The following is a 19,716-nucleotide window of genomic DNA, read 5'->3' on the forward strand; positions in this document are numbered from 1 at the left end:
TCTCAAGAAGCATAGAAGCGCCCGAAGCGGTTCGCAAGAAAATCATCCAGCCGCGCCTGCTCCTGCCGTATCAGGCCCCGCTTCGGCAGCTTGCCCTGCATGAGCATGTCTACCATGGCGCAAATGCCGGCGGCGGTCGTGACCTGGATCGCGGACAGCAACTGGCCGTTCACGTTCTGGCTATAGATTTTCCTGGCATAGGTTTCCTGCTCCAGGCGCCCTTCTCGCATGCCGGAGACACTTACGAACACCAGCACCACGTCCTGCCGCGTGATCGGGATCGCCGCCTCCAGCACATCCTTCAGGATGTGGCGGCGCTCCGGCATGCCCAGCTGCAGGTCGCGCACCAGCATCTTGACGATGTCCCGATGGCCGGGATAGCGCACCGTCTTGTAATTCAGGTTCTGCACGCGCCCGGCCAGGCTTTCGCACAGCGAGCCCAGTCCGCCGGAAGTATTGAAGGCCTCGTAGTCGATGCCGTCCAGCGAAAAGTGCTCGACTTCCTCCAGCGGCGACACTTCGCGCCGCTGGCCGTCGACGATCGCCTCGCATGGATTGCAGTATTCGTTGATCAGGCCGTCGGTGCTCCAGGTCAGGTTGTACTTCAACGCATTGCTCGGATAGGTCGGCAGCGCGCCGACCCGCATGTGCACGTCGCGCAGGCGGTCAAAGCGGCCAGCCACATCGCTGGCGACGATCGAAATGAAGCCGGGCGCCAGCCCGCATTGCGGCACGAAGGCCGTCGGCGCATCCTCCGCCAGCCGCCAGACCACGCGCGTGCTTTCGACATCCTCGGTCAAGTCGAAATAGTGGGCGCCGGCCTGCCTGGCAGCCGTCGCAATCACCGGAGTCAGGAAATACGGGCACGCCGACAGCACCGCATCGTGACCGTCGACCAGGCCCCGCACCATCTTCGCGTCGGCGATGTCGGCCTCGACCGTTACCACGCCCGGAAAGTTCATCTCCCGCACATGCTGCAGCCGGCGTGCGTCGCGGTCGGCCACCGTCAGCTGGTAGTCGCCGCAATGCGACAGCAGGTTCAGGATTGCATCGCCTATCTTTCCTGCGCCGAGCAGGATGAGCCTGGTTTTCATGGTGCCTCCTCCGCTGCCTGTTCTCGTTACCAGTTTAAGTTTGGCAACTGTCAGAAAACAGGGAGCAAGGCGTTGTCAAAATGTATGATTCCGATACAAAATGACGAAATACACATACAAGTCGCACACATGAAACCGCTGCTCGACGATATCGACAACAAGATCCTGGCCTTATTGATGGATGACGCGCGCATGCCCGTCTCCACCATCGCCAAGCGGGTGGACATTGCGCGCACCACCGCGATTGCGCGCATCAACAATCTGGAACAGCGCGGCATCATCGCCGGCTACGGCGTGAAGCTCAATCAGGCACTGTACCAGCCGGCAGTGCGCGCCTATGTCGGCATGGCCGTCGATGCGCGCAAGGCTGCCGCGCTGGTGAAGCTGCTGGAGAAAATGCCGCAGGTCGAGACCCTGTGTGCCGTCAGCGGCCCGGTCGACTACATGCTGACGCTGCGCTGCCAGTCGACCGCCGAACTGGACCGCCTGCTCGACCAGATCGGCGCCATCGACGGCGTGCGGCAAACCTCGACCTCGATCATTCTGACCAAGCGAATCGACCGCAGCCCTATTTGAATCGGCAAAAATCCTCTAAGCTTGGCGCCGACACAACCGAAGGAGATCGTAGTGCATTCCATCCCCGAAACGAAGAAAAGCCACCTGTGGCGCAAGATCATCTGGCACACCGATCCGGAAGACCATCCGCTCGGGCCCTATCACTGGGTGGAAATCTACTGCTGCGAAGAGTCCAACGGCTACGCCGTGTGGTATGTCCGCAAGCTGGCCAGGGACGAAACGCGCGGCGTGCCGGGCGTCGAGAGCGGTGACTACCTGCTCAACTTCTATCCCAGGACCAGCCGCGACGATGCCATCGAGCGCGCGGTGCTGCTGGCCAATTGCGCGCCGACGGCCGACCAGGTCATCCGCGAACTGGACACGCTGGCATCCACGGCCCAGAAAGTCTGAAGCTCACGCCGGCCACAACGGCGGCTCATCCATCAGCGACACCTGCTCGCGCAGTTCGAGGATGCGGTCCTGCCAGTAGCGCTGCGTATTAAACCAGGGGAAAGCGGCCGGGAATGCGGGATCGTCCCAGCGCCGCGCCAGCCACGCCGCGTAATGCATCAGGCGCAGCGTGCGCAGCGCCTCGATCAGGAACAGCTCGCGCTGATTAAACTCGAAAAAGTCTTCATACCCGGCCAGCAGGTCCGCCAGCTGCCGCGCCATGTCGCCGCGCTCGCCCGACAGCAGCATCCACAGGTCCTGGATCGCCGGTCCCATGCGGCTGTCGTCGAAGTCGACGAAGTGCGGTCCCGCATCCGTCCACAGCACGTTGCCGATATGGCAGTCGCCATGCAGGCGCAATTGGCGCACGTCGCCGGCACGGTCAAAGCAGCGGCGCACGCCGTCGAGCGCCTGTCGGGTGACGCTGCGGTAGGCATCGCCTAGATCGGCCGGGATAAAACCCTGCGCCAGCAAATAGTCGCGCGGTTCCTCGCCGAAGGAGGCGATATCCAGCACAGGCCGCTCGACAAACGGCCGCGACGCGCCGACCGCATGGATGCGCCCGATAAAGCGCCCCAGCCGTTCCAGCGTGGCGCGGTCATCCAGCTCCGGCGCCCGCCCGCCCTGGCGCTTAAACACGGAAAAACGGAATCCCTCGAAATGGTGCAGCGTACCGCGCCCGGCTAGCGGCAATGCAGGCACCGCCGGAATCTCATGCTCGGCCAGCTCCTGCACGAACGCATGCTCCTCCAGGATTGCCGCATCGCTCCAGCGTTGCGGACGATAGAACTTCACCACCAGCGGCGGCCCGTCTTCCATGCCGACCTGGTAGACGCGGTTTTCATAGCTGTTTAGGGCGAGCAGGCGGCCGTCGCTGTGGAGGCCGATGGAATCAAGCGCATCAAGCACGACATCAGGCGTCAGAGCAGCGAAGGAAGATACCGTAGTTGCATTCATTTGTTGAAATCCCGATACCAATTGCGTCATCGCCAAAAATTTAATAAAACAACAATACTGTTCATACACAACATTTCTAATGCCATTCACCCTTTGGAAAAAGCCGTCCGTCGGGCAAATCTTTCATTATTTCAACTGGTTAATATAAGGTAATGTTGAAGGGTGGTAATTACATTTAGCCCGTTGCCATATAGCTGCAGCTATGGTGTACGTCAGCCTCACTTGAAAAATCAAAGGAAGAAGTAATGAACCGTACCAAAGCTCCAATGATGCGATCAAGCGGTTTTACGCTGATTGAACTGATGATCGTCGTTGCAATTATTGGCATCCTGAGCACAATCGCACTGCCATCGTATTCCAACTATGTCACTCGCGGGAGAGTTCCGGACGCCACGTCCACGCTGGCCGCCAAGCGAATACAGATGGAACAGTGGTTTCAGGATAATCGCACCTACCAAAACGCCCCTCTCTGTGCTGCAACCGATTCCACCACCAGCAAATCATTCGATTTTGACTGCAACCCCGCCCCGACAGATACGACCTTCAGACTCCGGGCAGTGGGCAAGGGACAGATGACCGGCTTTACGTACTTCATTAATGAGAGCAATCAAAAATGGACCACGGTCGATACCGGAGCACCCTCTGGCTGGACCGGTAATACGGCGGCCGACAACTGCTGGATCACCAACAAAGGCGGCCAATGCTAACCCCGAGGAAAATGCAGAACGGCGTCAGCCTGATCGAGCTCATGGTCGGGCTAACGATCGCTGCATTACTGCTTGCCGTGGGTGTACCTAGCTTTAGCACGTTTATTCAGAATTCGAAAATCCGCAATGCTGCCGAGTCGATACAGAACGGTCTGCAGCTGGCTCGCTCCGAAGCTGTCACGCGCAATACTTTTGTGCAGTTCACTTTGGGTACCGGGTCGAGCTGGACAATAGGATGTGTCAACGCCGTCACTGGCTGCCCTTCAGTCATCCAAAGCCGGGCCGCCAAAGAGGGTTCTTCCAGCGCAGTCACAGTAACGGCCACTGACGGGACACCGATCGTTTTCAATAGCCTCGGCCGGATGACCGCTCCTGTTCCGGCGGGCGGCGCCTCTTTTACCTCGATAAATGTCGATATGAATTCCGCCGTACTGCCTGCCGCACAGAGCAGAGATCTGCGGATTACGGTCGACGTCGGTGGCAGCGTGCGTATGTGTGACCCGAACGTAGCGTCGCCAGACACGCGCGCATGCTAGAGAAAGCCAGCAATGAAAAAACCAACATCTCTTCCTTCGTATGTCTCTCAGCATGGTATCGCCTTGCTGGAAGTATTGGTCGCCATCCTGATTTTTTCATTCGGCATACTTGGCGTCGTTGGCCTACAGGCAGCCATGATCAAGGACACGACTGAAGCGAAGTACCGGGCAGAAGCTGCATCCATCGCCCAGAAGAGATTGGGTGAGCTTTGGGTAGATCAAGATAAGCTCTCCATGTATGCGGAAGAAAATACCGATATATCGGCGTCGTCCGGCCTGCCCAACGGTAAGCGAAGCACGATCAGAGGCGGAGGCACCTGCAACGGCGACCCGTCCTGTTTTATCGTCACGGTCACCTGGCAAGTTCCTGGAGCCGCTACGACGCATAACGTCACTATTGTTGACTGGGTCGCCGGAGGATCGACATTATGATGACGAATCATCATTCCTCCATTCGCCAAGCTGGTTTTGGCCTGGTCGAAATCATGGTGGCGCTGGTGATCGGCCTGGTCACCACCCTGGTCATCATGCAGGTGATGACCAATTTTGAAGGCCAAAAGCGTACAACCAGCGGTAACGCCGATGCGCAAACCAACGGCAGCATCGCGCTGTACACCATACAGCGCCAAGTTCAGATTGCCGGATATGGTTTGCCTGTCTTCAGCCACCAGAATCAGCCGCTCCATTGCGCCCCATCCCCGACGGTTGATCACGATGGCGACGCAGCCACGCCCAACATAGGCATATTTCCGATTTCTATTATCGATGGCGGAAATGCCGCAGGCGCCAGCGATCAAATCATCATCCACAGTGGCAATTCCGCGACGGGAGGCATTCCGGCCACGATCTCCAACGTAGTCGGAAATGATCTGAGCGTAGCCAATAATCTGGGTTGTCAGGCCAACGACATCGCGATCGTCACGAACGGCACTTCATGCGTAATGACGAAGGCGACCGCGATTACCGGGACAACACAGATCACCTTGGCAAATGCGACCGGCGTCATGACCGGCGCCACCCTCGGCTGCATGACTGGCTGGCACGAGATGCAATACCAAGTAAGCGGCAATAGCCTAACGGAAAACGGCGTAGCGAGCGTGCCCGGCATCGTCAACATTCAGGCGCAATACGGGATTTCAGACGCGCCCAACCAAAACCAGGTGACGGCATGGGTCGATGCCAGCGGTGCCACCTGGAGTGCGCCCACTGTCGACAATCGCAACCGGATCAAGGCCATTCGCATAGCCGTCGTAGCGCGCAACGGCTTGCTGGAGAAAGACAACGTCTCCGCTCCGTGCAGCTCCTTAACCGCAGACTCGCCAACCGGCCTGTGCGCCTGGGCCGGGACCACGGACAACCCTGCCCCGGCGATCGACCTGAGCAAGAACCAAGACGGTACGGATAACCCGAACTGGCGGCGTTACCGCTATCGCGTCTTTGAAACCATTGTCCCTTTACGCACCATGATCTGGTCCAGTGACACGCTATGAAACCACTACGTCGAACTTTCGAGGAGCATCCCGGGCTCGCTAAAAAGCAGCGCGGAGCGGTTCTTGTCGTCGCTCTTATCGCGATGGTGGCCATCATGCTTGCCGCCGTCGCGCTGGTGCGCTCCGTTGATACCAACACTGTCATTTCCGGCAACCTCGCATTCAAGCAGGCAGCAACCGCGTCCGCCAATGGCGGACTGGAGAGCGCCATTGCCTGGATGAAGCAGGTCAATGCCAATGCGACCGGGGCGTCCCAGGATCCCTTTCTCGACCCGTCCCATGCGTTCAATAACGACAACGCCGCGGCAGGCTACTATTCCAGCGTGGATCCCGCGCTGAACTTGATGGCGGACGCGACATGGGCCAACAACGTCAGCGCGAACGCTGGCACCGATGCCAGTGGCAATTCCATCCGCTACATCATCCAGCGCATGTGCCGCAATCCCAATGAGGTCTTGTCGGACGCGAATTGCATGTTCAGCGATGAGACCAGTGATACCGATTCGCACAATACCGGCCAACCGTATCCGAAAAAGGGCGGGAAACATCCCCTTAATCGCGTTACCGTCAGAGTCACGGGCCCGAGAAATACCGTGAGCTATGTCCAGGCATTCATTTACTAGGAAGCCGCCATGAAACGAAATCCGCTCCTTCGCCCTGCCGCACGAACGATGACGTGCATTGCGCTTTCCCTCAGCATCGCCCTGCCGCTGCCCGCCCTGTCCGCCTCGGTTTCGCTCGCGACGACGCCGTTGGCGACCGCCACTAATACCACGGTGCTGCCGAATTTGATGTTCGTGCTTGACAGCTCAGGCAGTATGGGCTGGAATTATTTGCCCGACTGGGCAAATGATAATTTATGCAAAAACACAACCGGCGCTTATGACAAGGCATGTGTGAATCAGCCGCCGTTTCAGAGCCCGGACTTTAACGGGGTCTACTACAACCCTGAAATTCGATACGTCCCGGCCGTCAATTTCGACGGCACCAGCAAGCCAAGCCAGACCACCTGGACTTCGGTAAAGAATGATGCCTATGGTGTGCAAAGCACCGGTTCGACCAACTTGGTCACCGGTTATGTGGATGTCGAATGGTGCACTGACACCAGCTATACGGATTGCCTGAGAAACGATAATTACATTCTGCCAGGCGTCGTCAACGGGAAAACCTACAGCCGCATGCATACCACGACGTCGAACGGCAGCGGCAGTGTTGCTACCGGCATGACGAACTCCCCCATGACGCTGTCCAGGACGTGGGGGCCGCATTATTACAGGATTATCCCCGCGGAATACTGCGACTCGTCGAAACTGACCAACTGCCAGTCAACTCAGGGGGGTAATTTCAACTATCCCGCCAAGGTACGCTGGTGCAATACTGAGGCAAACGCGACAGCCGCCACGCCGGCAGCCGGCTCTTGCCAGGGATTGCGGACATCGTCCTTCACGTATGCACGTTATCCGACGAAATTTCCTTCCTCGGCTGGCAATGCAGGTTCTCCCGCTGTGCCGGCATCGGCGACGTTCGACGTCAACGTGTCATGCACCGATGTAAAAACCGTCAAGGTCGGGAGCGTCAATGTCGGCAATACCAACATCATCAGTTCAGCGACAACGTCCACGAGTTATTCAAGCACGCTGGCGACCTCGATTCGCGACCAGATCAATAACGGTGGCAGTGGTTACACCGCATCAGTGGCCTCGTCCAATAAAATTACCATTACCGCCCCTGTCTCTGCGGGGAATTTAACTGCTGGCGTCACTTTGGGCAATTTCACGTATTCCGGCAAGAAGGGAACCTGTAGCGTTTCGATCGACCCGGCCAACGCCAGCTTCAGTAATTATCGCGCAGCGATCCCTGCGTCCGACTACCCGGGATTCGTCCGCACGGACATCGTTCCCGGCAATACCTACCCCCGTAGCGCCGGTCGCAGTGACTGCACCACCAGCACCTCGTACTGCACCTATGACGAGGAAATGACCAACTTCGCCAACTGGTGGACCTACTACCAGACCCGCATGCAGTCGATGAAGACCGCGGCGAGCCGGTCCTTCAAGCCGATCGACAACCGGTATCGCGTCGGCTTCATCGATATTTGGGGCAATAACTACTTACCTATCGCGAAATTCGATGCCGGTACGGGAAATGCCAAGGATTTGTGGTACCAAAAGCTGTTTTCAATGAATCCGGCAAACGGCACACCATTGCGCTCGGCGCTTGCCCGGGTGGGGTTGATTTTTGCTGGAAAGAAGCCGGTCGGCTCAGATGATCCGGTACAGTATTCCTGCCAGCAGAACTTCACGTTGCTCACCACCGACGGTTACTGGAATACCGACAACTACAATTCGTCGACCAACAGCTATTATCCGACTACCGGAAACAATGGCTCGGACATTAAAAAGATCGACGGCACGAATATTGGCGATCAGGATGGTGGCACCACGGCTCGTCCGATGTACGAGGGTCCGACCGCGACTTACAACACCCTCGCTGACGTCGCTAAATATTATTACGACACCGATCTACGCAATGCTGCATTTGGCAACTGTACCGGCGCTCTCGGGACCGACGTCTGCGAAGATAACGTATTCAAGAGCGACACCGATAACAAGAAGACCCAGCACATGACGACGTTCACTCTCGGCCTCGGAGTGGATGGCACGTTGAACTATACAAGCGATTACAAAACTGCCACTTCGGGCGACTACAGTAATCTCGCGAAAGGTACAGGATCGCCTGTTGTGAACTGGCCCGTACCAAGCGCGGATTCGGAAACCGCGGTGGACGACTTGTGGCATGCGGCAGTCAATGGCGCGGGAACCTATTTCAGCGCCAAGGATCCGGCCCAACTGACCAGCGGGCTGAATGGGGCCCTCTCTGCCCTCAATTCCAAAGTCGGTGCCGGCGCCGCAGCTGCGACCAGTACCTTGAACCCGGTCGCAGGAGATAACTATGCGTTTGTCGCAAGTTATACAACGGTGAAATGGAAGGGGAACCTCGAATCACGCACGATCGATACCAATACCGGAGCGGTCAGCCGAACTGCAACCTGGTGTGTGGAAAACGTCGTTGCCGAAACATGCACCTCACCCAGCACGTTCGTCACCGATACCAGCGGTGGCAGCACGGCATATTACTGTGTCACGCCGAACTCCACAGCGGACACCTGCAGCGGCACACTCGACGGCACGAACTGCAAAGTCCAGCAGCCTGTCGCCTGTACTGGCACGATGGCTTCGAAGGTCGCCCCCGCCGCCGACACAAGAAGAATCTATATGTCGAATGGTTCAAGCCTGGTTGACTTCACGTACAACAATTTGTCGGACGCGCAGAAGGCGTACTTTACCGGGACATCCCTGAGCCAGTGGGCGGACCTTGATGCGACTCAGAAGTCCAATGTGCCCGGTAATTTAGTGAACTTCCTGCGTGGCCAGACAGGCTATGAAGATCGAACAAGCAATGTCACGATCAATGGAGCCCAGGTTACCGACAACCGGCTGTTCCGATACCGCGAGGCCACACTGGGTGATGCACTCGAATCCCAGCCAGCTTTTGTCGGACAACCGTACTTCAACTACACCGATACGGGTTATAGCGACTTCAAAGCCGCAAAAATCAACCGTCCCAAGACCGTCTACATCGGCACCAACGACGGCATGCTGCACGCCTTTGACGCCAGTAACGGAACAGAACGCTGGGCGTACGTTCCGAGTATGGTCATACCCAACATGTGGAAACTGGCTGACAAAAATTACGCCACCATGCACACCAATTATGTCAACGGGCGGCCGATCATCGGTGACGTCTATGACAGCGCCACGAGCAGCTGGCATACGATCCTCGTGGGCGGACTCAATGGCGGCGGACGCGGTTATTACGCACTCGACATCACCGATCCGACTACCCCGACATTGTTGTGGGAAATCGATTCAAACACCGAACCCAATCTTGGCTATAGTTTTGGATATCCGGTGATTACCAAGAAATCGGATGGCACATGGGTTGTGCTTCTTTCCTCCGGCTACAACAATACCAACCCGGGCGATGGTCAAGGTTACCTTTATGTGCGTAATGCGTTGACCGGCGCGCACATCAGCAGGATAGCAACAGGCATTGGCGATCCCACGACACCCAGTGGGCTGGGCCGAATCGCAAACTGGGGCGACGACCCGGACAAGAACAATATGTCGGTTTACGCTTACGCCGGTGACCTGTTGGGTAATCTCTGGCGTTTCGACATCAATTCCGAAACTAAATCGAAGTTTGCCGTTTTAAAGGATTCAACTGGCGCCTCCGCAAGGACCCAACCGATTACCACCAGACCAGAACTGGGACGCATCAAGGGCAAGCGTGTTGTGTTCGTCGGAACCGGCAAATATCTGGAGCTATCAGACCTCGAAAACACCCAGACGCAAACCATCTATGCAATCAAGGATGACGATGCCACCACGACTTTGGACAACCCGCGCCTGAACCTCGTACAGCAAACCATCTCTGCACCTACAGCTGATGGCACACGCACTGCGTCGTCCAATGCAGTAGATTTCACCACCGGTCTTGGCTGGTATGCTGACCTGCCGGATAGCCGCGAGCGCGTCCACGTCGATCCGGTTTTGGATTCCGCTTTGCTGATCGTGCCAAGCACGGTGACGTCGAATGCAGTCTGCTCGCCTGGCGGTTATGGATGGCTCAACTATTTTGATTACAGGACCGGAACCAATATAACGGGCGTCGTTTCACAAAAATATGATGCACCGATTGTCGGTATCAACGTTATTTACACGAATGGAGGCCGAGTCGTTTCCGCCGTACGGGCAGACGATCCGACACCTGATCCGCCGCCGGTACCACCGCCTCAGACTGAAGGCTCTACCGGTTTTGTAGGAAAGAGAGTGATCTGGCGCGAGTTGATTCAATAAAGTGCTTTGTCTGCCATTTTATAAACGGTAGCAACTCGAATGCGCATTTAAAAAGCCTCCGCAATTTTTGTGGAGGCTTTTTAGTTTTGATCTCTGAGTTGCAAGGACGTACGGCTCCTCACTCCGAATAGGGGCGAGCGACGATATTTTCAAGCGAAATTTCGATCTTCAGTTCACTCTTCACCGGATTGCCAGCAATCTTCCCCGCATGGAATTTCATTTTCGAAAACGCGTCCTGCACAAGACGCTGATTCGCTTCCGAGAAACCGGATTCGTCAATGACGACTTGATCAATTTCACCGCGCTCATTTATAAGCAGCCGCAGGACTCCTGATTGGGGCAGCTCGCCAGTCAAGCGACTGGCGAGATCGGATGCAATATCTGCCAATACCTGTGGCTTCTCATCAAGTTCGCTGGCTTTAAAATAATACGGTTCCTGCGTCGAGGAAAACTCGACGATCGCGTAGGACGCCTTGGGAGAACGAGCCTCGGTTCGAGTCGATTTTTCCGGCATGCGCTCCAGCTTAATATGAGGTTGATCTTTGCCTGCAGGAGGAACGTCCGACAATGCAGACGACGCTTCAATAACAACGACTTTCAGGCTTTCTGACGCTCCCCTAATATTTGATTTCATGTCATCCGAGGAGCTGCCTCGAACGCCAATGCCGAAGAGCACAAAGAGATGCATTATCAACGTCAGTATCAGCGCCCAATGACGATATGCCTGGTTCAGATGTGTTGACATTTATTGAGCCGAATGGTGTTCCACCATTTCTGTAATGACGGCGTAGAGACGGATTTCGTGACGCACCGAGGATTACCGGTTTCCGTTAGATTTGCATGTCAGCATATTTCGATGAGTCGATAGTGGACCATGCCACCGCGTTTCACGTCAAGACGAAGCCGTTGTGGAATCTGGCGCCATGGAATATGCGCGTTGTCACACTCGCCCAGTGGCTGCCGAGGCCAGCACTAAGGTACACTCCCGTTCATCCGCATCCTCGCCAAACAATTGATATGCACTTCGACGAACCCCTCTCCGACAAAGAATTCAAGGAACTCGACCAGTTCCTGCTCTCCGACCGTTGCGCCGACGATGGCATGACGATGGATTCGCTGCATGGCTACCTCACCGCGCTGGCGATCGGACCGGAGGAAGTGCTGATGCCGGAATGGCTGCCGCGCGTGTGGGGCTCGTTTGGCGCGGAAGGCCCGAAGTTCAAGACACCCAAGGAAAGCGAACGCATCACCGGCCTGATCGCGCGTTTCATGAATGAGGTGGCGATCACCTTCGAAGTCGCGCCCAAGGAATTTGAACCGCTATTCTGCGAACATGAAGTCGACGGCCGCACGCTTCTCGATGGCGACGCCTGGGCTTGGGGATTCTGGGAAGGGATGAACCTGCGCGCCGAAGCATGGGAGCCGATCTGGAACGCGAATATCGCGGAGATGGTGCGTCCGATCTACCTGCTTGGCGCCGAAGAAATCGAGGAAGAGGAAATGGCGCTGGTCGACACACCGGCCAAGCGCCACAAGCTGGCGCTGGAAATGGAAGCGGCAATCCCGCATATTCATCGTTTCTGGCAGCCGCATCGCAAATCGGCGGTACAGCAGGTACAACGCGACACGCCGAAAGTGGGCCGCAATGATCCCTGCCCGTGCGGCAGCGGCAAGAAATTCAAGAAATGCTGCGGCGCCGACCTGGCAGAGTAATAAGCTCTTGCCCCGACTTGCCCGATTAAGGCAGCGGCAGCACCGACACCCTTACGCGCAAACGCTGGCCCGGATCGTAGGGCATGACCGAGGTATAGGTATGGCCGCGATATTCATAGGTGACTGCGTAGCCATTGGTACGCGTTTGCCAATTGTCGACCATCACGCAGCGCTGCACCGGTTGCTGCTCCATGACCGCGCCACCACCAGTATTGTTTTCCATACGGTCGCCGACGATCGCTCCAGCGATGGCACCGGCCGCGGTGGCGGCCGTGCGTCCGTTACCACCACCCACCTGGTTGCCGAGAATGCCGCCGGCAATGCCGCCGATAATTGAGCCGCCCATGCTGCGCTGGGGTTGGCGCTGTGTGGTGACATATTCAGTGCGGCACTCTTGCCGCGGCTGATTAACTTGTTCGACTTGTGGGTTGACGCTGACGACGCGTGCGCTGTCTTCAAAATCGTTGGCGACCGCGACCGACAAAACGCCGAAACAGACAGCTGCGACTGCCGCCTTGACTTGCATGTTCATTAAATGCCTCCCGTTTGAAACCGAATCATACTACGTGGTTAAACGCAGGAAACATTCAAATGTCATACAGGAAAATGTAACGATGTGTATCGTCCAGTATCGTTCTGCAAAAATACAAAACTGTAGGATGCGCGACAATTCACTTCGGATCAGCCGGTCTGATTAATTGCGCCGTTGCGGCGCTTACTTGTCATCCGGGCAAATCAAGCGCCGGATCGGTCCTTTTGTGCGCCAACTGTGCGCGTCAATTGGACCAGCAATGCGCCTTTTACCATCGACAAGGAAACATTACTTCCCAGCTTGAATCCCTGCATCGCAGCGGCATCCATCAGCGCCAGCACTTGCTCATGCGTGAGGTTCCGATAGTCGTCGCGTGCATATAGCGCATCCCGATTCTTGCTGTTGAGATCGGCAACAATTTCTTCCGGCGTCATCTCTTACTCCTATCTTCCGGCAACGCCGGACCAATTTGTAAATAAGTCATCCTGTCGGCCAAGATAGGCTTAAACGCGAGACAACTTTCTGTGCAAACTGGAACGAAACCGTACAGGCTTATTGTTGCCGCTCAATCTTTGAGGAGAATTTATTGCAAAGCAGCGAGATTACTTCGCAGGATTATGCGGAGGGATTGTTGAATGCTTCTTCTTCGGTCCGATAATCGTCGGCACATGACTTGCTGCAAAAGCGCCGCACGTTATCAAGCGGTGTGTTGCAATACCAGCATGCGCCCTTCGGCTTTAGCGCAGCCATGGTTCTCGGCGCCATGGCATCATCTCGTCCGCCAGGTGCAGTACGATCATCAATATGCTCTGCATCATTCATGATTCAGCCGCCAAGAAAAAAGTACCAAGCCACGATCGCGCAAAAGGCGCTGACAAAAGTATAGCCCTATCTGAAGCGGGCGTGAAAAGCCCGGCAAAAATTCGGACTTCTTCGACGTCTTACAAACTGACGTCGCTCCAAGCTGATGATATTCAACAACATCACGCTTGTCTGTCCTTCCTCCTGCTTTTTTCCAGCCTCTGCAGAAACAAACACACCGTTCTTGATTTTTGACAAGTATGTAACAGGGCGCAGCACCGCTATGGCATGGCAAAAATAAAGCGTCTGGGCTGTACGCAAGGAGGCAATGAAAAGGGATTGTTTCCTCAGTGAACTTTTCCAATTCATGCTACGTCAAACAACGCCGATTCGACAAAGGGGAGCGGCGATTCAATCAAACATCGACGGCGGGGAGGAAAAGTGTCAGCAGTGTTCAATCCAGATGAAGCGGTTTCCGGCATTGCGGCGAAATCGTGCGCCATCGAAATCCGGGAAGGCGATTGGCAAGCCTATGCGCAGTCGGTCGCCCGCGGCCAGAACGAGAAAGGCTTGGCCGAGCGCTACGGCAGCATCATGGCCTACAAGCGGGCTTGCGCGCTGGCCTATCTGGGCAAGCGCGCGCAATTGCATGGCGGGGTATGCAGCACCAGGCATCCGCATATCATGACCCCGCAATTCATCGCGGATCTTGAAGTGTCGAACCGTGCGATCCGCTATGCACGCTATCCATGGTTAAAATTGCTGATGAACTTGCTGGGCGAAATCGAACAGATTCAGGACCAGATTTCGTCCACCAACGTGATTACGTTAGTACCTGCGCCTAAATAGCTTGTGATCCACAGGTAACAATTTTTGCAGACACGGCACGTCCCCACGTGCCTCGCAATTCTTTTCTCCATTGGCGTTGGCGAAACCAACCGTATCGCCATAAACGTAGTTCTTTCCCTTCAAACCGGTCTGGCTCCGTGCTGTTGTTAGAGGCGTTGATTCTCGGTTGATTTCGATGCCTCAGGCTTCTGTCTGAACATGCAATGATGCGCTACCGGAGCAATGTTTCGGCGGCCCCCATATCAATATCGGCACCGTTGCCGCTCTTATTTCACACTCATTTCCCGCGCCCTGCCGTGCCGCTTCAAGGAGTTGACGCCAATCAAAACCTCACCACTGTCGGTCATTACCATCGAAGGCACAAATTCGAATAACTCTTCTAACAAGGATATGGAGACATGGTGAACAAGACGACAGCAGATCCTCAAATTGCCGATGAAGGCGTGAAATTCACGGTTGAAGTTGGTTTTGTCGACCGCGAATGCATCGTTTCAAAAAATGCGCTGGCACATCTGCGTCGCCTGAAAGGCGGGCAGCAGGATTTCATGGAAACCTACCGCAGTTTTGAAGACCAGATCCACAGCGTCGCCCGGCGACTGGTAGTGGCTGGCGTCAGTGGCTCTCCACTGGTTCTGGGCGCCGCTTACTTTGTTTGAGCCACGCCAAGCACCTGCCCAAATGAATCTGAGATGCTGTGAAGCGAAGTCTGTGCTGACTTCATCGGTCATTGCGGATTTTTGTCGCACCGTTTTTTGCAGGCCGTTATGCAAGGTGTGCGGTGGTCGTCATTGACGAAGCGCTGGACGCGTCTTCAACTGACGGTATAGAAATTACCACCTCTGAGAATTCTCAAAAAAATATCCGCATATTTAATCAGAATAGATTCAACTTGAACCAGAAACGGGGACGATGACAGATGAACGAAACTAACGAAACAAAGGCTGCCGAGCAGTTCCAGTACGATCCCAACAATCTGCTGGAGTCATTGATCGAAAAGCTCAACCTCAAGAACGACGCCGCGCTGTCCCGTGCACTTGAAGTCGCGCCTCCGCTGATCAGCAAGATTCGCCATCGCAGGTTGCCGGTGGGAGCGTCTCTCCTCATTCGCATGCACGAGGTTTCCGATCTTAGCATCAAGGACCTACGCACGTTAATGGGAGACCGTCGCAACAAGTTCCGTATCAGTGACAAGCAATTCAAGCCAAAGCCGCAGGCATCTTCGTAATTAATCCATACTTGGCCAACTGTGCAGTTTGAAATAGACGTGGCCATTGAATGGAAGAATTACTTTTCCACAGCAGCTGTGGTTAAGCTTGTTGATAACCATGTGGGTTACTCCGCAAGCTATTGTTTTAACTTGATTTTGTTGCCTTGATGCAGAATCGAACAAAGGAGCTATTGAAGCGAATGCATCAATAGCTCCTTTGTTAATAGTTCCTTTATTGTCTGCCACCAGTGCGGGCTTTCGTCCATATCCCCCACCTGTTCCACGGCATGTCACATCTTCGCAGTGCTGCCTTCACCTTCATGCAGACTTAAAGGCCAAGGTCCGCATCCAGCGGATGAAATTTACGGATATGGCAATATTGCTGACTCTGATATTGAAATCCCAATCGCGTTTACCGCCAAAATCTAAAAGGCAAAAAAAAACCCGCAGACCTTGCGGCTGCGGGTAAATCCAATTCAAGGAGAGTTGGAGGAGACAGAGATAACTATACCGGAGCACCAATCATAAGTCCGCTTTCATCTTCCAATATCAGATATTCTATTTATGTATATCTCATAAAGAAAGCCGTACAAACATCTTCCTTTTTTATTTTCATAAAATAGCAGGCTCCCTTCCATCTTTTATTGCCCCCGCATCCAGGCGAGGCTGTGCATGAGCTCTATCAATATAGCTGGCTGCGATCCGGGAGTAGCATGATTGGATAAGCCGATAGGAGCGAAATATGGCGATATATGAAGAGCATCAGGTTCCGCCTGAGCCGTCACATCCGGAAGAGCCGGTGCCGGACCCGGATCGGCCCGAAGAGGAGCCCATCCCCAATCCCAACCCGACGAGGGGCAACCGCGCGCGGGGCCGCTGAACCGGGCACATCGGTCATTCCCCGTATTTTCCCGCCTCCCGGCCTGCTCGCCTGCCATTGACCAAGGCAGCGAGCCACATTGTGGCTGGACATGGCGGCTGTGCCGATCGTCCAGCCTGCCCTCTAGGTTGCTGCAACGACTCCAGCCGCATTTCAATCTACTTTAGCATGCGCCTTTACTCAGTCCACTCGCTGCCCAGATCCCGTGTCGTCGATGCTGTCCACGCATGAGCGCTTCATTTGATTGGCTCGCCACAATCGTCTACGCCGTCAGCCCATGGATCGTGCTCATACGCGAAATTCCGTGGACCGTGATCCTGCTTCAGTTGCTGATCGCAATGTCCGCCACGATGGTATTACATCATGTGGGCACGTCGATCTTGCTGCGTCTGACGGCATCGCTGCCATTTTCACGCCGCCTGGTCGAGTACGGACACCGAGCCGGCGGCCTAGCCGTGTTTCTGCTGGCGGCTCAGATCATCTTGCGCAACGCCCCCGTCACGCTGTGGGGCATCAATGCGGCCCTTCATCTGAGCGCGTTGTGCCTTATCGGCGCCCTGACTTGGCTGGGCGTGCGCTGCGTGCGCGCGATTGCCCACACCATCATTGAACGTAACCCAGCTGATACACCGGACAATCTGCAGGCGCGCCGCGTTCAGACCCAGACCAAAGTTCTGGCCCGCTCCGCAATGGTGCTGATAGTCCTGATTGGGACCGGAACGGCATTGATGACTCTGCCGCTGCTGCGGCAGATCGGCACCAGCTTGCTTGCCTCGGCCGGCGTGGCTGGTCTGGTGGTGGGTTTTGCGGCGAAGCCCGTTCTCGGGAATCTGCTTGCCGGAATGCAGATCGCGCTGACACAACCGATCCGCCTCGACGACGTAGTCATTGTGCAAAACGAATGGGGACAGGTTGAAGAGATTACCGGCACTTATGTCGTCGTGCGCTTGTGGGACCGGCGCAGCATGGTTGTCCCGCTGCAGTGGTTCATCGAAAACCCTTTCCAGAATTGGACAAAGACCGCTTCCGACCTCCTTGGCACGGTACTCATTTGGGTTGATTACCGCATGCCGCTTGAGCCGCTTCGCCAGGAGGCCGAACGCGCCTGCCACGACGCGCCCGAATGGGATGGACGCTTGTGCCTGATACAAGTCGTCGAGGCGGGAGAACATGCGATGCAGTTGCGCGTATTGGTTAGCGCAGGCGATGCGGCCCGTCTGTGGGATTTGCGGTGCCGACTGCGCGAAGCCCTGCTCGGCTTCATTCAGCGCGAATTTCCCGAGTACTTGCCCAGGATACGAGCCGAAGCCAGCCCAAGCAGTGAACCTCAACACGGGGGAGAATTGCATTGAGGCCTGATGGCCTTGAACAACTTCAAATCGACGTGAATGATGGGGGGGATTACCGTAGCGTCTTCTTTTTAGTCGTAGTGCATAAAGGCACTCTCATCTTCGCCGATTATTTTTCCCGCTAACGTGGGGAAATACGTAGTTGCCCAGGTTCCGGGAATAACAGGTTAAACTTTGTTAGTTGATATATAGCAGGAATAGCAATATTCGCTAGTCTTAATATAATCTATAGTTACTCAGACAACCATTACCATTCAAAACAATAATGGCGCGTATCCATACGCATTACGATAATCTGAAGGTGGCACGCAACGCGCCTCCGGAAGTCATCCGTGCTGCCTATAAAACCCTGTCGCAGAAATACCATCCCGACCGCAACCCCGGCAACCCCGACGCGATCCGCATCATCAAGATCATCAACTCGGCTTATGAAGTGCTGTCCAATCCCCGCAAGCGCCAGGAACATGACGAATGGATCGCCAAGGAAGAAGCGGCGCAATTCAGGAAAGCCGATAGCGCGCCGAATTTCGGCTTCATGGCCGACGCCGATGACCTTAACGCGATGCGCAATGCGGCGATGCAGCACAGGCCCGTCACCAGCCGCCGCTCGCGCAGCCGGCAAAAGGGGGTATTCAAGCCGTGGGACATCATCGTGCAGATATCCCGCGTGATTGCGGACCGCTTCTCGAAATACCGAAAGGTGTGACGCGCAGCACGCAACTTGCCGGCATCAACGTTCGACGTAGGTCAGGAACAAATACGCGGTAACGAGAATCGCGATGACGATGCAGGAAAACGCAAACCCGATCCCGGCGCTAACGCAAAAAACGGTCGCGCACAAGTGATCGGCGCTTTGTGCCACTGTTTTTCCCATGAAGTCCGAAAGCACGCGTGTCAGCTGCATCATGCATGCCGCGATACCTGCCCACTTCCCCATGTAGAAAGGCAGGACCTTGCGCTGCGACCGGTTATAGCGATAGTTGGCGGCACGCTGTTCGACCGTGCCCCGCCCGGCATCACGGAAAATCCAAAATGGAATGGCCAGGCGCCAGAAGTATTGAAGCCGTGAAAAAAACCTTTTCAGCCACAGCGGGTTGTTGCTGTCCATGAAACCGATCCCTCCGATTACTTAGTCGCGTACCACGCACCTGCGTTCCACCGGACCAACATAAAGGAATGCGTCTTCGATGCGCCGCGCTTATTCCGGCACCGTCCCCGGATAGGCGGCGTCAAATGCCTCGTCGAAGGTTTGATAAATGGTCCCGTTCGCGGCAAAACCGGCCTTTGCCTCCGATTGCGCTTCCAGTTGTGCCTTCATCCGCAGGTAACGTTGCGCAGCTTGCCGTAATTGTGCCTCCGCCTGTTCGAGCTGCCTGATCCGTTGATCGCGCCTGTGCAGCTCTGAACGTAGTCTTTCAATGGTTTCTGCGGCATTTTCGGCGAGATTGACGATCTGATCCAAGTGGATGTCTTTATCGTCCGGCTGTTGTAGAGATTCTTGCATTCCTGATTCCATTTATTTGCCTTATGGAATGCTTAGGCCGGGTAATGACGCGCGAGTTCCTCTGCACGTCGATTTCAGGCACGAGGAGGAAGAATACTCAAACGCACGCATCAACCGATGCTGGCAGTGTCGCCAGCGATATATGACATTGCCGGGCCAGATTCGCATTGATT

The 19,716-nt window shown here is 55.5% G+C and carries 22 protein-coding genes; 15 read left to right on the forward strand and 7 right to left on the reverse strand.

The genetic code is table 11. The annotated features are described in order from the left end of the window. Nucleotides 1–2: 2 nt before the first annotated feature. Complete coding sequence (locus TSA66_RS09330) at nt 3–1,094, reverse strand: saccharopine dehydrogenase family protein (protein ID WP_040039800.1); 1,092 nt, start codon at nt 1,092–1,094, stop codon at nt 3–5. A gap of 129 nt (nt 1,095–1,223) precedes the next feature. Between TSA66_RS09330 and TSA66_RS09335 the strand changes: the two genes are divergently transcribed. Beyond that, nucleotides 1,224–1,670: an Lrp/AsnC family transcriptional regulator gene (locus tag TSA66_RS09335; protein WP_040042379.1), complete on the forward strand. Its 447-nt coding sequence runs from the start codon at nt 1,224–1,226 to the stop codon at nt 1,668–1,670. Nucleotides 1,671–1,721: 51 nt separating this feature from the next. Then, on the forward strand, nt 1,722–2,060 hold the full coding sequence (locus TSA66_RS09340) for a hypothetical protein (protein ID WP_040042380.1): 339 nt from the start codon (nt 1,722–1,724) through the stop codon (nt 2,058–2,060). A 3-nt stretch (nt 2,061–2,063) separates the two neighbouring features. Here TSA66_RS09340 and TSA66_RS09345 read toward each other — a convergent pair whose 3' ends face one another. Then, nucleotides 2,064–3,056 carry a serine/threonine protein kinase gene (locus tag TSA66_RS09345; RefSeq protein ID WP_040039801.1) on the reverse strand — a complete coding sequence of 331 codons (993 nt, stop codon included), beginning with the start codon at nt 3,054–3,056 and terminating at the stop codon, nt 2,064–2,066. Between the two features lie 245 nt (nt 3,057–3,301). Here TSA66_RS09345 and TSA66_RS09350 point away from each other — a divergent pair, with 245 nt between their 5' ends. From TSA66_RS09350 to TSA66_RS09375, 6 genes are read left to right on the forward strand one after another with little or no spacing between them, the layout of a single operon-like run. Beyond that, nucleotides 3,302–3,763, forward strand: coding sequence for a type IV pilin protein (locus tag TSA66_RS09350; RefSeq protein ID WP_269748370.1), 462 nt, complete (start codon nt 3,302–3,304; stop codon nt 3,761–3,763). 11 nt (nt 3,764–3,774) lie between these two features. Then, on the forward strand, nt 3,775–4,299 hold the full coding sequence (locus tag TSA66_RS09355) for a GspH/FimT family pseudopilin (RefSeq protein ID WP_040042382.1): 525 nt from the start codon (nt 3,775–3,777) through the stop codon (nt 4,297–4,299). A 12-nt stretch (nt 4,300–4,311) separates the two neighbouring features. Continuing rightward, nucleotides 4,312–4,731, forward strand: a complete 420-nt coding sequence (locus tag TSA66_RS09360; protein ID WP_040039802.1) for a type IV pilus modification PilV family protein — start codon at nt 4,312–4,314, stop codon at nt 4,729–4,731. Next, a complete protein-coding gene (locus TSA66_RS09365) occupies nt 4,728–5,789 on the forward strand; it encodes a PilW family protein (RefSeq protein WP_040039803.1) in 1,062 nt (353 codons plus the stop codon). Before TSA66_RS09360 ends, TSA66_RS09365 begins: the two co-directional genes overlap by 4 nt. Further along, on the forward strand, nt 5,786–6,412 hold the full coding sequence (locus TSA66_RS09370) for a pilus assembly PilX family protein (protein ID WP_040039804.1): 627 nt from the start codon (nt 5,786–5,788) through the stop codon (nt 6,410–6,412). The genes TSA66_RS09365 and TSA66_RS09370 overlap by 4 nt, the downstream gene beginning before the upstream one ends. 9 nt (nt 6,413–6,421) lie before the next feature. Then, entirely contained in the window at nt 6,422–10,708 is a 4,287-nt protein-coding gene (locus TSA66_RS09375; RefSeq protein WP_040039805.1) for a pilus assembly protein, read from the forward strand. 118 nt (nt 10,709–10,826) lie between these two features. On the opposite strand, the gene TSA66_RS26825 is transcribed toward TSA66_RS09375, so the two are convergent. Beyond that, nucleotides 10,827–11,453: an energy transducer TonB gene (locus TSA66_RS26825; RefSeq protein ID WP_157691642.1), complete on the reverse strand. Its 627-nt coding sequence runs from the start codon at nt 11,451–11,453 to the stop codon at nt 10,827–10,829. Between the two features lie 272 nt (nt 11,454–11,725). Here TSA66_RS26825 and TSA66_RS09385 point away from each other — a divergent pair, with 272 nt between their 5' ends. After that, the gene (locus tag TSA66_RS09385) at nt 11,726–12,421 is read left to right on the forward strand and encodes a UPF0149 family protein (protein ID WP_040039807.1); all 696 of its coding nucleotides are present in this window, start codon (nt 11,726–11,728) and stop codon (nt 12,419–12,421) included. A 25-nt stretch (nt 12,422–12,446) separates the two neighbouring features. Here TSA66_RS09385 and TSA66_RS09390 read toward each other — a convergent pair whose 3' ends face one another. Further along, nucleotides 12,447–12,953 (reverse strand): glycine zipper 2TM domain-containing protein, encoded by a 507-nt coding sequence (locus TSA66_RS09390; protein ID WP_040039808.1) that lies wholly within the window; start codon nt 12,951–12,953, stop codon nt 12,447–12,449. 203 nt (nt 12,954–13,156) lie between these two features. After that, on the reverse strand, nt 13,157–13,387 hold the full coding sequence (locus tag TSA66_RS09395; RefSeq protein WP_040039809.1) for a hypothetical protein: 231 nt from the start codon (nt 13,385–13,387) through the stop codon (nt 13,157–13,159). Between the two features lie 370 nt (nt 13,388–13,757). Here TSA66_RS09395 and TSA66_RS26830 point away from each other — a divergent pair, with 370 nt between their 5' ends. From TSA66_RS26830 to TSA66_RS28195, 6 genes are all read left to right on the forward strand, one after another. Next, nucleotides 13,758–14,009, forward strand: coding sequence for a hypothetical protein (locus tag TSA66_RS26830; protein WP_157691643.1), 252 nt, complete (start codon nt 13,758–13,760; stop codon nt 14,007–14,009). Nucleotides 14,010–14,195: 186 nt separating this feature from the next. Further along, on the forward strand, nt 14,196–14,603 hold the full coding sequence (locus TSA66_RS09400; RefSeq protein ID WP_198358753.1) for a hypothetical protein: 408 nt from the start codon (nt 14,196–14,198) through the stop codon (nt 14,601–14,603). A gap of 398 nt (nt 14,604–15,001) precedes the next feature. Beyond that, nucleotides 15,002–15,259, forward strand: a complete 258-nt coding sequence (locus TSA66_RS09405) for a DUF1488 family protein (RefSeq protein WP_052452201.1) — start codon at nt 15,002–15,004, stop codon at nt 15,257–15,259. A gap of 260 nt (nt 15,260–15,519) precedes the next feature. Then, nucleotides 15,520–15,828 (forward strand): hypothetical protein, encoded by a 309-nt coding sequence (locus TSA66_RS09410; protein ID WP_040039811.1) that lies wholly within the window; start codon nt 15,520–15,522, stop codon nt 15,826–15,828. 1,089 nt (nt 15,829–16,917) lie between these two features. After that, entirely contained in the window at nt 16,918–18,042 is a 1,125-nt protein-coding gene (locus TSA66_RS09415; RefSeq protein WP_084199450.1) for a mechanosensitive ion channel family protein, read from the forward strand. A gap of 262 nt (nt 18,043–18,304) precedes the next feature. Then, nucleotides 18,305–18,745 (forward strand): J domain-containing protein, encoded by a 441-nt coding sequence (locus TSA66_RS28195; RefSeq protein WP_040039812.1) that lies wholly within the window; start codon nt 18,305–18,307, stop codon nt 18,743–18,745. A gap of 24 nt (nt 18,746–18,769) precedes the next feature. Here TSA66_RS28195 and TSA66_RS09425 read toward each other — a convergent pair whose 3' ends face one another. Next, entirely contained in the window at nt 18,770–19,147 is a 378-nt protein-coding gene (locus tag TSA66_RS09425; RefSeq protein ID WP_040039813.1) for a hypothetical protein, read from the reverse strand. Nucleotides 19,148–19,237: 90 nt separating this feature from the next. Further along, complete coding sequence (locus TSA66_RS09430) at nt 19,238–19,555, reverse strand: hypothetical protein (protein ID WP_040039814.1); 318 nt, start codon at nt 19,553–19,555, stop codon at nt 19,238–19,240. Nucleotides 19,556–19,716: the final 161 nt, after the last annotated feature.

This window comes from Noviherbaspirillum autotrophicum, assembly GCF_000818395.1.
Taxonomy (GTDB): Bacteria; Pseudomonadota; Gammaproteobacteria; order Burkholderiales; family Burkholderiaceae_D; genus Noviherbaspirillum; species Noviherbaspirillum autotrophicum.